The sequence below is a fragment of the Paenibacillus sp. FSL H8-0332 genome (assembly GCF_037963835.1).
GTDB lineage: Bacteria > Bacillota > Bacilli > Paenibacillales > Paenibacillaceae > Paenibacillus_AQ > Paenibacillus_AQ rhizoplanae.
Window position 1 is genome coordinate 6,216,607 of the sequence record NZ_CP150145.1, and the last position, 13,607, is coordinate 6,230,213.

General features: G+C 56.7%; 8 protein-coding genes. 2 read left to right on the plus strand and 6 right to left on the minus strand.

Features of this window, described 5'->3' with window-relative positions; all coding sequences use genetic code 11:
- From NST43_RS26890 to NST43_RS26905, 4 genes are all read right to left on the minus strand, one after another.
- Entirely contained in the window at positions 1–2,304 is a 2,304-nt protein-coding gene (locus tag NST43_RS26890; protein ID WP_339220399.1) for a glycoside hydrolase family 3 N-terminal domain-containing protein, read from the minus strand.
- Between the two features lie 95 nt (positions 2,305–2,399).
- A complete protein-coding gene (locus NST43_RS26895) occupies positions 2,400–4,010 on the minus strand; it encodes an extracellular solute-binding protein (protein WP_339220401.1) in 1,611 nt (536 codons plus the stop codon).
- Between the two features lie 38 nt (positions 4,011–4,048).
- Complete coding sequence (locus tag NST43_RS26900) at positions 4,049–4,960, minus strand: carbohydrate ABC transporter permease (protein WP_339220402.1); 912 nt, start codon at positions 4,958–4,960, stop codon at positions 4,049–4,051.
- Between the two features lie 16 nt (positions 4,961–4,976).
- Positions 4,977–5,891 carry an ABC transporter permease subunit gene (locus NST43_RS26905; RefSeq protein WP_339220403.1) on the minus strand — a complete coding sequence of 305 codons (915 nt, stop codon included), beginning with the start codon at positions 5,889–5,891 and terminating at the stop codon, positions 4,977–4,979.
- A gap of 358 nt (positions 5,892–6,249) precedes the next feature.
- On the opposite strand from NST43_RS26905, the gene NST43_RS26910 reads away from it, so the two are divergent.
- Together NST43_RS26910 and NST43_RS26915 are read left to right on the plus strand one after the other, a co-directional pair.
- Complete coding sequence (locus NST43_RS26910; protein WP_339220405.1) at positions 6,250–9,006, plus strand: alpha-mannosidase; 2,757 nt, start codon at positions 6,250–6,252, stop codon at positions 9,004–9,006.
- Between the two features lie 29 nt (positions 9,007–9,035).
- Positions 9,036–10,316: a glycoside hydrolase family 125 protein gene (locus NST43_RS26915; RefSeq protein ID WP_339220407.1), complete on the plus strand. Its 1,281-nt coding sequence runs from the start codon at positions 9,036–9,038 to the stop codon at positions 10,314–10,316.
- Positions 10,317–10,832: 516 nt separating this feature from the next.
- On the opposite strand, the gene deoC is transcribed toward NST43_RS26915, so the two are convergent.
- Together deoC and NST43_RS26925 are read right to left on the minus strand one after the other, a co-directional pair.
- The gene (gene deoC, locus NST43_RS26920; RefSeq protein WP_339220409.1) at positions 10,833–11,510 is read right to left on the minus strand and encodes a deoxyribose-phosphate aldolase; all 678 of its coding nucleotides are present in this window, start codon (positions 11,508–11,510) and stop codon (positions 10,833–10,835) included.
- A gap of 148 nt (positions 11,511–11,658) precedes the next feature.
- Positions 11,659–13,368, minus strand: a complete 1,710-nt coding sequence (locus NST43_RS26925; RefSeq protein WP_339220410.1) for a HAMP domain-containing methyl-accepting chemotaxis protein — start codon at positions 13,366–13,368, stop codon at positions 11,659–11,661.
- Positions 13,369–13,607 lie beyond the last annotated feature (239 nt).

The window sequence follows — 13,607 nt, forward strand, 5'->3', positions numbered from 1 at the left end:
TTAGCCCTCCTCTCTGACCTGGAGCGGCGCGCTCAGATACTCTGCGGAGTGCGGGCCTGCCATCACTGCGAATTCTCCCGGCTCGACGATCCGCGTCAGATCCGCTGATACATATTCCAGCTCCTCCCGGCCTACACGGAACGTCACCGTCTGCGTGTCTCCGGGCTGAAGGCTGATCTTGCGGAAGCCCTTAAGCTGCTTCTCGGGCCGGGTAATGGAAGAGGCCAAGTCGGAAATATAGAGCTGGACCACCTCGCTGCCCGCCCGGTCACCTCTATTAGTCACATCCACGGAGACAAGCGCTTCTTCATCCGCAGAGATTACAGGAGGCTCCACCTTCAGGTTACTGTAGTTGAATTCAGTGAAGCTAAGACCATAGCCGAAGGGGTATTCGGCGTGGAAATCCGTCTCCAGATACCGTTTGCCTCTTGTCCGGCGCTTGTAGTAATACACGGGAAGCTGGCCTACATGCTTCGGAATGCTGATCGTCAGCCGCCCGGAAGGGTTCACCTCACCGAACAGGATATCGGCAATCGCATGTCCGCCCTCCTGCCCCGGGTACCACGCTTCCAGAATGGCGTCAGCATGTTCTACAATCCAAGGCTCTGCAATTGGACGGCCATTGATATAGACCACAATCAGCGGCTTGCCCAGCTTATGAATCTCTTGCGCCAGCTCCAGTTGCACGCCCATCAGATTCAGCGTAGCCCGGTCGATACCTTCGCCGCATTCCATGTCACTCCAGGAATGCTCGGTCACAACAGAAGCACCGGTGAGCAGATCAATCGTTCCCTCACCGAAGTCTCTGGCGCTGGAGCCGCCGATCGCCAGCACCACCGCATCGGCTTCGGCCGCACAGGCGAGTGCATGGTCGAAGCCTTCCCGCGAATCGCCCTTGATCCGGCAGCCGGGTGCATACAGGACCTTATCCGCTTCGCCGCCCAGCGCCTGCCGGATGCCGTCCAGCACGGTGACAATCGCGCCTGCGGGCTGCGGCGAGGTGTAGTCGCCAAGCTGGTTGTACGGCGCATCCGCATTGGGACCGATCACGGCAAGCTTACGGATCTCCTTGCTTAGCGGCAGCGCTGCATTCTCATTCTTCAGCATAATGATGCTCTCACGGGCGATCCGCCGCGCCAGCTCCCGGTGCTCCGGCTTGCCGATGATGCTCTCCGCCTGCTCAGGATCAGCATAGGGACGGTCGAACAGCCCAAGCTTGAACTTCAGCTCCAGAATCCGCGCTGCCGCGCGGTCCAGATCGGATTCCTGCAGCCGCCCATGCGTGATAGCAGCCGCGATATGCTGCTCGAACATCTCGCCCGACATCTCCATATCGATGCCGGCCAGCAGTGCCTGGGCTACAGCCGTTTCTCCGCTATCTGCGGTGTTATGACCATTCGTCAGCATGCCCAGCGCTCCGCAGTCCGTGATCACGAACCCTTCGAAGCCCCACTGCTCCCGCAATACATCCTGCAAAAGATAACGGTTCGTCGTACAAGGTACGCCGTCAATCTCGTTATAAGCTGTCATAATGGACAGCGCTCCGGCCTCCACCGCCTTACGGAACGGCAGCAGATCGACCTCATGCAGCTCGCGCAGTCCCATATGCACGGGTGCGGAGTTGCGCCCGCCCTCCGAGCTGCCATAGGCGGCGAAGTGCTTCAAGGTGGCCAGCACGGAATCCTCCGCGTCCAGCCGTTCTCCCTGCAAGCCCTTCACTGCTTCTACGCCCATCGCCGCAATCAGGAACGGATCTTCGCCGAAGGTCTCCTCCGTCCGGCCCCAACGCGGATCACGCACCACATCAAGCACCGGCGAGTAGGTCGCTGCTCCGCCCTGGCTGCGGGTCTCAAGCGCCACCACCCGGCACATCTCCCGGTACAGCTCCGGGTTCCACATGCTGCCCAGCGCAAGCGGAACCGGAAATACAGTGGCGCCTATCGCCATGTGTCCGTGCGAGCATTCTTCCCCGAACAGAATAGGAATACCAAGCCGGCTCTCCTTCATCGCATAAGCCTGAATGGCATTAACGGCCTCCGCCCCCTCCTTCGGGGACAGGCCGGTCTTCAGCGTGACCCCGGTCCACGGGTCGGCACGCAGCGTCCCATACAGGGAGCCTACGCCTCCAGCAGCAACCTGGCGCTTGAAGGCCTCGGTCATGCCTGTGGTTCCGTCCGCTTGCTTCTCATAGCACTGCCAGCCGAAAGGCTGGACTAATTGTCCAGCCTTCTCTCCAAGTGTCATGCGCTGCAGCAGGTCCTGCACCCGATCTTCCACAGGCCGTGCTTTATCCTTATAGATCATTTTTACAGCACCTTTCTGCATTAGTCATTCGTGCCGCTCACTCTCGGCACTTCAGAGGATGATATTTCAAAGAAGATGGATAGCGCCTGCAGAAATTAGTTGGTTTTCCAGCGGTCATACGCAGCCTGATTAATCTCAGCTACACGCTCTCCGCCCATCTTCTTGACCGTCGCCACATAGTTATCCCAGCCGGTAAGCGGTTCGGCTCCGGTAATGAACTTCGCTTCCATCTGCTTCACATACGTGCTGAGATCCGAATTCAGGCTGCTGATCTCGGTCTGCTCTTCCACCGTTAGGAACAGGGCCGGGAACGGAATCCGTGCGCCCCGATCCAGCAACTTCTGCTTGGTCTCCTGCTCGACCCAGAGGTCAAAGTCCGTCTTCAGCCCCTTATTGATGTCATCCATGGACAGGGTTGGTGCAGGAATACCGTAATTCGGCGTTAAGGTGGCCCGGAAATCTTCCATTTCCTTGCCGTCAGGTACAGGCAGGTATTGCTTCACACGGTTGTCTTTGTCGGTGTACTCCCAGAGCGTTCCCTCCGGTCCTTTATTGAAGAACAGAGCTCCTTCATAGGAATAGAGGTAATCTACCCAGCGGAGCGAGGCTTCCGGTGCAGGATTGCTGTTCGTAATGGCAAAAGCGCCTGTCGTAATCCCTCTGTTCTTGGCAATCGCCGGAGCGGCCACCGATTCACTGCGTACAGGAGCGAACATCGGATCTGCCGTGGACGGCTCCCCGCCCTTGGTCATATAGGCATGCCAGTCGGAAAAGAGCGCCACGCGGTTATTCTGCGCCTTGGCCTTCTTCTGCTCCGCCGTCTGCGAGAAGCTCTCATGATCCAGCAGCTCCTCGGACCACAGGCGGTTCATATACGTCAGGTACTCCTTATAGCCCTCTTCAAGCGGGGTATAGTGTACCTTGTCTGCATCGTCTACATAGATCTCTTCTTCATAGACGCCGAAGGCGCCCAGCAGCCAGGTGCGGATATCACGCAGGTTCGCGGCCGTTGTCGTCACCGAAGAGATCGGAATTTCATCGGCGGTTCCGTTGCCGTTCGGATCTTCCTCCTTCACCCGCTTCAGGTAGGTGTACAGCTCCTCTGTCGTTTCAGGCAGTTTATCGATGTTCAGGGCCTTCAGGAAGTCCCCGTTATACCACATGGGGTTGCGGTACCAGTGCTGGCTCATTTCCACCACCGGCAGGGAGTAGATATGACCGTCCGGGGCTGTGATCGACTTGCGGACATCCGGGTTCTCCGCAAGCAGCGCCTTGAAGTTCGGGGCATACTCTTCGATCAGGTCTTCAAGGGGGATCAGAATCCCCTGTTCTCCGTAATTCATCTGCTCGGCCGTCGTCAGACCGGCCGCATAGAAGATATCCGGGTAATCGCCGCTGGCGAACACCAGATTCTTTTTGGTCTCGAAGCTGTCCTTCGGCGCATTTTTATATTCCATCGTAATACCGGTCTTCTCCTTCATCTGCTGGAGCACCGGCATGTTCTCCCAGTTCTGAATGCCCACATCCGGCGCCATCAGCGTCAGGGTTACGGGTTCGCTAACAATCGGGAAGCCCTCCTTGTTCACCGTGGCCTCCCCGGTACTCTTATTCGCGGTGCCTTCATTAGAGCTCCCGCAGCCTGCCAGCAGTCCAAGAATTACAGCCGAAGACAGCAGAATCTTCCATGGTTTACGTGTGATCTGCATTAATAATTCCTCCCTTAGGTTCATTACATTTTAACCTTTTAACCTTTCACAGAGCCAATCATGACCCCTTGGACAAAATAACGCTGCAGGAACGGGTAGACCGCCACAATCGGCAGTGTCGAGACGACGATGACGCCATATTTGACCAGCGATGCTGTTTCTGCCTTATTATTCATGGCCATAGCTACCTCGCCGTTGATCGCAGCGCCTGTGGTCTCAGCCGACATTTCCTGCAGGACCAGGATCTGGCGCAGCACCATCTGCAGCGGATACTTGGCTTCATCGTTCAAGTAGATCAGGGACGGGAAATAGCTGTTCCAGTGTCCAACCCCGTAGAACAGGGCCATCACGGCGATAATCGGCGCGGACAGCGGCAGGATAATGCGGATAAACAGCTTCAGATTCGTACAGCCGTCGATGTGGGCCGCTTCCTGTAATTCTTTTGGAATCGTGGACTGGAAAAAGGTGCGGGCGACCACGATGTTCCACACCGATGCAGCCACCGGCAGAATCAACGCTCCCATGCTGTTAATGAGGCCCAGGTTCTTAACCAGCAGATACGTCGGCACCAGCCCGCCGCTGAAGAACATTGTGAATAGAATGAGGCCCATGAACAGCTGGCGTCCGACAAAATCAGACCGGCTCAGCGCATATGCAGCAGGCAGCGTAACCGCCAGATTAAGCAGAGTGCCCACCGCTGTGTAGATGATGGTATTGAGATATCCGTTCCAAATCTTCGGGTTCTCGAACACCAGCTTGTAGCCGTCCAGCGTCACATTCTTCGGGAACAGCCACATGGCGCCCGAATTGACATCCTGCGGCGAACTGATGGACGCGCTGAGGATGTAGATCAGCGGATAGAGGACCACTACCAGCGCAAGGCACAGATAGATGTAGGTGCTGATCAGAAACAGCTTATCTCCCCTGGATTCTTTCATGGCAGTAATCAAATACTTCAACTCCTTTCTACCAGAGGCTGTTCTCACTGGTGCGTTTGGCAATCCGGTTCACGGTAACGAGCAGTATTACATTGACGACCGAGTTGAACAATCCGACAGCCGTCGAGAAGCTGTATTGGGCGTTCACCAGACCGGCCCGGTAGACATAGGTGGATATGACATCGGAGGCTTCCATGTTGAGCGAATTCTGCAGCAGCAGGATTTTCTCGAAGCCCAGGCCCAAAATGTTACCCATGTTCAGAATCAGCATGATCGTAATCGTGGGTATAATGGTCGGCAGGTTGATATGCAGCACCCGCTTGATCCGGCTGGCTCCATCCACAATGGCCGCTTCATGCAGCTGGGGATCTACGCCAGACAGGGCCGCGAGATAGATGATCGTCCCCCACCCGGTGCTCTGCCAGACGCCCAAGAAGACGTACACCGTCTTGAACCAGGCAGGATCGGTCAGAAATTGCGCCGGCTGGAAGCCCAGGAATTCAATGAACCGGATAATCACTCCGCTGGAGGGCGACAGGAAGGTAATAATCATCCCCGCCATGACGACCACTGAAATGAAATGCGGCGCATAGGTAACCGTCTGGACCGACTTCTTGAACGGGCCGTTGCGGACCTCATTGAAGGCCAGGGCCAGAATGATCGGCAGCGGAAACCCGATGGCAAGCTCATAGAAGCTGATGCTGAACGTGTTCCACAGCAGATCCCAGAAGAAATAAGAATTGAAGAACCGTTCGAAATGGTCGAAGCCTACCCAGTCGCTGCCCGTAATGCCTTTGGAGGGTACGAAGTTCTTGAAGGCAATTTGAATGCCGTACATCGGACCATAATGAAAGATGAAGAAATACAGTAACGCGGGAAGCATGAACAGATAGAGCTCCCAATTCTGCCAGATTCTTTTGCCAAGGGACTTGTTCCCCTTCATTCTCCCACTCCTCTCTATGTTAGTTTTCATTACACATAAATCTGTATCCGCTTCGCATTCTTGCTATGGCCTTTCCTGCTAACGCTTACATCCCAAATTGTAGAGAAACTAAGCTGACACCGTAAATATGTAGGTTGTGCATTGTCATGTTAACGGAGTGTAAAACCGCGCTGCTACGGGGCTTATGGGCTGAATAACTTCGATGGGCTGCCGCTGGCTGACTGCCGTAAATGTGTGAATTATGAACCCTCCTCCCCCCTGCAAAAGTTACATATTGTGATCCCCCGGCAGGTATGCAAACATTTGCTACGAATGCCGACACTACAACACCCGACTGAAGATATAGGAGGTTTCTGTCATGACCCGTACAACTGCCCACCTGATTTCACACACCCATTGGGACCGGGAATGGTATATGCCTTACGAGCGTCACCATGTGCTGCTGGCGAAGCTAATGAACGAACTCCTTGAGACGCTGGAGCAGGACACGCGCTACCGGTACTTCCACCTGGACGGACAGACCATTATTATTGAAGATTATCTGCAGGTTCATCCTGAGCGGAGAGAGCAGCTGGAGCGGTTCATCCGCGAAGGCCGGATTGTCATCGGCCCCTGGTATGTGCTCCAGGATGAATTCCTGACCAGCTCCGAGGCCAATGTGCGCAATCTGCTGATCGGCCATCAGGACGCGGCGAAATATGGCGTCATCTCGAAGCTCGGCTACTTCCCCGATTCCTTCGGCAATATAGGCCAAGCCCCCCAGCTTCTCCAGCAGGCTGATATCGGGACTGCGGTGTTCGGCCGCGGTGTGAAGCCGACGGGCTTCGATAATATGGTCGGCGAACTGAACAGCACCAGCTATGAGTCGCCCTACTCCGAGATGTACTGGGAATCCCCCGACGGCTCGTCCGTGCTTGGACTGCTGTTTGCGAACTGGTACAGCAACGGCAATGAGGTGCCCGTAGATGCAGGGGAAGCCAAGGTTTTCTGGGACAAAAAAATCGCGGATGCCGGCAAATACGCCTCCACCCCGGAACTGCTGTTCATGAACGGCTGTGATCATCAGCCGGTGCAGCGTGATCTCGCGGATGCGCTGGAGACAGCCCGGAAGCTGTACCCGGACACGGACTTCGTCCACTCCAGCTTCGAGGAATACCTGAAGGCGCTGGCGCCTTCGCTGCCCGAGGATCTGGTTACCGTGCACGGCGAGCTGCGCAGCCAGCATACGGACGGCTGGGGGACGCTGGTGAATACTGCTTCCGCCCGCGTCTACCTGAAGCAGCTCAACCAGCAGGGCCAGACACTGCTGGAGAAGGGCGCAGAGCCGCTGGCCGCACTGGCTTATCTGGTCAGCGGACAGGCCTACCCCCATGCCCTGCTGACCTACGCCTGGAAGACGCTGATGCAGAATCACCCGCATGACAGCATCTGCGGCTGCAGCGTAGATGAGGTCCACCGCGAGATGATCAGCCGCTTCGAGAAAAGCCGCCATGTAGGCGAAGCTATTATTGAAGAGAGTCTGAAGGCGGTATCCGCACAGATCGGAACCCGGAATGTAGCCGCCTGGGGCGAATCTGTGCTGCCGGTGACGGTCTTCAATACTACCGGCTGGGAACGCAGCGGAACAGTAAGCGTGGAGCTCATCTTCGCCAAGCGTTATTTCAAGGAAGGGCCGAACCCTACCGCCATTGGCGAAGCGCTGGATCAGCTTCCGCTTGACCTGGAGGGCGGTCGGCTAGTGGACTCCGAAGGGCAGATCGTAGCTTGCCGGGCGGAGGATCTGGGCAGCCGGTTCGGCTACGAGCTGCCGGACGACCAGTTCCGCAAGCCTTATATGGCCCGGATGGTCCGGCTGACCTTCGAGGCTGCGCAGGTGCCGCCGTTAGGCTACAGCACCTACGCCTGGGTGAAGCCAGCGGGTGGGTACGCCGGGGCTGCTGCCGAGGGTCCGCTTAAGCTGCTGGAACGGGGGATGGAGAATGAATTCCTGGCTGTCCGCATCCATGAGGATGGCTCTTATGATGTAACGGATAAGCGGACCAGCAGGGTCTTCGCAGGACTCGGCGTCTATGAGAACTGCGGCGATATCGGCAATGAATATGTGTTCCGCCAGCCGGAGGGCGATGCTGCACTGACGACCAAGGGCCTTGCCGCCCGGATCTCGCTGGCTGAGCATGAGCCTTACCGCATCACCTATGAAATCGTGCATGAATGGGCTATTCCCGCTTCCGCCGATGCTTCGTTCGAGGACGAGAAGCGCAGAATGGTGCCCTTCCGGCAGCGCAAGGCCGGACGTTCTGCGGAGCAGGCTCCACTGCGGATTGTAACCCGGATCAGCCTGGAGGCCGGCGGGAGAGGCGTTCAGGTTTCTGCCTCGTTCAATAATCAGGCCAAGGACCACCGGCTGCGCGTGCTTGTCCCTACCGGGCTGGCGGCGTCCACCCTGCGGGCCGACTCCATCTTCGAAGCCGCTGAACGCGAGATTGAGCCAGCACCGGACTGGATCAACCCGAGCAATGCCCAGCACCAGCAGGCTTACGTCAGCGTGTCGGACGGCAGCGCCGGCCTGCTGGTAGCCAACAAGGGGCTGAATGAATATGAGGTGCTGCGGGACGGCAGCACTACCATTGCTGACACCCTGCTGCGCAGCGTGTCAGAGCTGGGTGACTGGGGCGTGTTCCCTACACCGGAAGCTCAGTGCCTCGGTGAGCAGACTGTTGAATTCGCGGTCCGTCCCTTCGCCGGGGATGCGGACTGGACGGAAGCCTGTGCGTGGGCCTACCAGTACCAGGTGCCTTGGTTCACCGTTCAGACCGGCTGGCAGGAGGGTTCCCTCCCTGCGGTCTATCAGCCGCTGGAGTGGCAGGGCCGCACCCTGGCGCTGTCCGCCTTCAAAATGTCCGCAGACCATGAGGACATCATTCTGCGCTGGTACAATCTGGCGGGAGCGGAGCAGGAGCTCGCGTTGACGCCGCATTTTCCGGTGGAGGCTGTACATGCCAGTGATATTCTGGAACGGCGGAAGCACCAGGAAGTCTTAGATGAAGGAATACTCCGCAGCTCCATCGGCAAAGCCCAAATTGTCACCTATGCTCTGCAAATAGCACAACCCTAAATCCACTATGCCTGAGGAGGAATTATACTATGAACCTGCCAGCTTCCATTACCACCTATCTGAATGAGGCCGATGAACGGCTTGCCCACCACCCGAAACTGCAGCAGTTGTTCCGCAACTGCTTCCCGAACACGCTGGAGACCACGACCAAGCTGCTGGAAGACGGCACGACCTTCGTGTTCACTGGCGATATCCCGGCCATGTGGCTGCGCGATTCGACGGAGCAGGTGCGGCACTATATTCCTTTTGCCAAAAACGACCCTGAATTGCAGCGGATTCTCCGCGGCCTGATTGCCCGCCAGATGTTCTATGTGAATATTGATCCGTACACCAATGCCTTCAACGAGACGGCAAGCGACAAGCATTACCGCGATACGGACGACTGTAACTTGAACCCGTGGATGTGGGAGCGCAAATATGAGCTGGACTCCCTCTGCTTCGTCGTTCAACTGGCTTATATGTACTGGAAGGAAGCGGAGCAGACCGATATCTTCGATGCCGCCTGCTACCAGGCGCTGACCTCCATCGTGAACACGATCGAGACCGAGCAGCATCACGGGGAGAAGTCTCCTTACCATTTCATCCGCCAGACGCTTCAGGATACGGAGACACTGCATAATAACGGACGCGGAATGCCGGTCAACTACACCGGGATGAGCTGGTCGGGCTTCCGCCCGAGCGATGACAGCTGCGAATTCGGCTACAATATTCCCTCGAATATGTTCGCTGTGGTGATTCTGGGGTATATCGGCGAGATGGCAAGCGAGGTCTACCAGGATGAGCGGCTGGCGGCGAGAGCGGCGAAGCTGCGCAAGGAGATCGACTTCGGTATCCGCACCTACGGCATCGTGACCCATCCGAAATACGGCAGAATCTATGCCTATGAGACGGACGGCTACGGCAATTACTCGCTGATGGACGATGCCGGAACTCCGGGGCTGATCTCCATTCCTTACATTGGTTATGTGGGCGTGGAGGATGAGATCTATCAGAACACCCGCCGGTTCGCCCTCAGCTTCGACAACCCGTTCTACTTCGAGGGCAAGCACGCCAAGGGCATCGGTAGTCCGCACACTCCGGGCGGTTACGTCTGGCATATGGCGCTGTCCATGCAGGCGCTGACGGCGGATAACGATGAGGAAATCAAAGAGCTGATCGATATGCTGATCCGCACCGATGCCGATACCGGCTACATGCACGAAGGCTTCCACCCGGATAACCCAGCCGACTTCTCGCGCGAGTGGTTCGCCTGGTCCAACAGCCTGTTCGCTACGCTGATCGGCAAGGCGATGGATAAGGGGCTGGTCTAGTCCAGGGAAGCCTATTCAGCTCATTTTTCAGATATCCAGACAACTATTCCTATACAAAAACGGCTACGGCCTCCTTGATTTCAAGGGGCCGTAGCCGTTTTTGTGATAAAGCTGGCAATTTAGCCCGCGTCCAGCGGATTGAGGTGCACTAGTACCCTTCATTCTCACATTTGGCCCGCGTCCAGCGATATCAGGTGCATTAATACCCTTCATTTCCACTTTTGGCCCGCATCCGCGGAATTCAGGTGCATTAATACCCTTCATTCTCACTTTTGGCTCACGTCCGGCGAATTCAAAGGGATTTATCCCTCTCCTCCCCCCATTTAGCCCACTTCCGGCGAATTCAGAGGGATTTATCCCCCTGAATCTCCACTCAGCCCGCGTCCGGTAGCCCATCCTCATACTCATCTTATCTACGCCAGACAGTTCTCCTTACTCCTTTACACATAACAAACGGCTGCGTCCTCCTTGAACTCAAGGAGGACGCAGCCGTCTACAGGTTAACCAATCTTCTATTTAGTAGCCGCTCTGGCTCTGCTCGCCCTTGGCAATGGCTACGCCGCCGCTGGTTCCGATCCGGCTGGCGCCTGCGCCGATCATTACGAGCGCGTCTTCCGCGCTGCGTACACCGCCGGAGGCCTTCACGCCGATCTCAGGGCCGACCGTTGCCCGCATCAGGGCGATATCTTCCTTCGTTGCCCCGCCGGTCGAGAAGCCGGTTGAGGTCTTCACGAAGTCTGCGCCCGCTTCTACAGCAAGCTTGCAGGCACGGACCTTCTCCTCTTCAGTCAGCAGGCAGGCTTCAATAATAACCTTGGTCAGCGCTTTGCCGCGCGCGGCTTCAACTACAGCAACCATATCGCGCTTCACCAGCTCGTCATTGCCGTCCTTCAGTGCGCCGATATTGATGACCATATCCACCTCACCGGCACCGTTCGCAATGGCATCCTTCGTCTCAAAAGCCTTAGCCTCAGGAGTCGATGCCCCCAGCGGGAAGCCGATTACTGTACATACCTTCACTTCCGGTGTATCCTTCAGTACGGCATGCGCCGTGGCCACCCAAGCCGGATTCACGCACACAGAGGCGAATTTATAGGCTTTGGCCTCTTCGGCAAGCTTGATAATATCGTCTTTCCGGGCATCCGCCTTCAGCAGCGTATGATCAATAATCCCGGATATTGTAGTTTCACTCATGTTCAATTCCTCCATATAATCGGAAATAGATGTTCACATCCCTTGTAATCATACCAATAGTTGGACGCTTTTGAAAGCTGGAGGGCATAACATCTGCTAAACCTGTATCCACTCCGGGCAATATAGATCACACCGCCGCCCCCTAGCCCTAGACATTCACCTGCCGGATGGCCTCCCGCAGATCGCCCGTACTCGCGCTGACGCTCAGCGAAGCCTCGTAGACTTCTTTGATTCGCGCCAATTGCAGATCGGTCAGCTCACGGATCTCCCGGGTCTGCTCTGAGACCTCTCCGGCAATATCGGCCATGCTGCCCACCACTGCCGCAACCTCTTCCGAGCCGGCGGAGAGCTGCTCCGCTGTCGCCGACACATCAATGATCTGTCCGGCCACCTCACGGAAGGCGCTGGAGGCCTCCAGCAGAGCAGCCTCCGCTTCGGCTGACATCCGCACTCCTTCCTTCACTTCAGCGGACGCTTCCGTCATCTGTACCCCGATGCTTGCCGAAGCCTGGCTGATATGCAGCAGCAGCTCGGCCACCCGCTCAGCCGAGGCTGCGGAGCCTTCCGCCAGCTTGCGTACTTCACCGGCTACGACCGTGAAGCCTCGGCCATGCTCCCCCGCATGCGCCGCCTCAATCGAGGCATTCAGCGCCAGCAGCTTCGTCTGATCCGCAGACTGCCTGATCGCAGCCAGCGCGCCTTCAATCTCATCCGTGTACCCTTGCAGCCGCAGCACAATATCCAGGGTCTCCCCGGTGGATAAGGAGATCGACTTCATCTGCTGATTGGTATGGTTCATGGCCGTCTGGGACGCCTCTGCAATGTCCAGCGCCTTGACTGCGAATTCCGAGACCGCAGCCGAGGCCTCCGAGATGCGCGAGATGCCCAGCGCCATCTCATCCATAGCCACAGCGCTGCTCTGTGCGCCTTCCGTCTGCGAGTTAGCCCCGGCATGGATATCGCTGATTCTGCCGCTCACCGTCTCACTCATCTTCAGCACATCGTCGGCATTCCTGGCGAAGGTCTCGGAGGAGCCGTAGAGACTGTCGGATGCGTGAGACACTCCGGATACCATCCCTTTCACTCTGGCATTCAGGTCCCCTGACATCTGGAGCATCGCCTGATAAGCCCTGCCAATCTCATCCCGGGAGGTGACCGGACGGGCATGCAGGATACGGGCTGCCCCGGCGAGATCCCCTTCGGCCATCGTGCCCGCGCTCTCTGTAATCGTCACTAGCGGACGCAAGGACCGGGAGACGAACCAGGCCAGCACTGCGAGTGCGCCCAGAGACAGCGCTAGAATAATACTATAGAGCGGCAGGCTCTCAATCAGGACATCACGGGTCAGCGTACTCAGCACAGCAACATCCGTATCAATGCCCAGCGCCCCGACCAGCTTCCCAGCGGTGTCCTTCATAGGAACGAATGCCGAGATATAATCCCCGTATTCGGGATTGCTGATCAGCGGCGTGCTGGCATTCTCTCCGGCAAGCACAGCCGTAACTGCGGCCGCTGGCATATCGGTAGTCTCATTAATCCCCGAAGCCAGCGGGTCTCCCTCCGGCCTGCCGTCAATCATCAGCTGCGGCTGGCGGGCATCATCAATCCGCACAAAATATACATAACGGGCACCAATCGACTTCCGGAACAGATCCAGTTCATGGCGGAGCGACCAATACAGGTCCGACTCCTGCGGATCGGCCAGGAATTCGCTGTAGCGGCCGGCATCAATCTGCGTCACATAATGGCTGGCAATACTCATGTTGTAGCTGCTGATCGTCCCTTTGACCGCTGATCCGGTGTTCACCCACTGAATGGCGGCATTGCCTGCTGTAATGCAGAGAATCACTAAAGTCATAACACAGAGAATACGGGCAATCAGTCTGGTTCGGATAAAAGAAAACATGGAGGCCTTCCCTTTCGCGCATAACAATTGCGTAGTTATAGTAGGGCCATCCGAACATGCAATGACAAATGTCCCTCTACCGGAAAATTTCGACAAACTTTTCAAAAAACCTTTTCCAAAGACGGCGTGGACTATTAAAATTTGTAGGATGAGTCCTTTACATTATTATATTGTCAAAAAAAGGCTGCTTC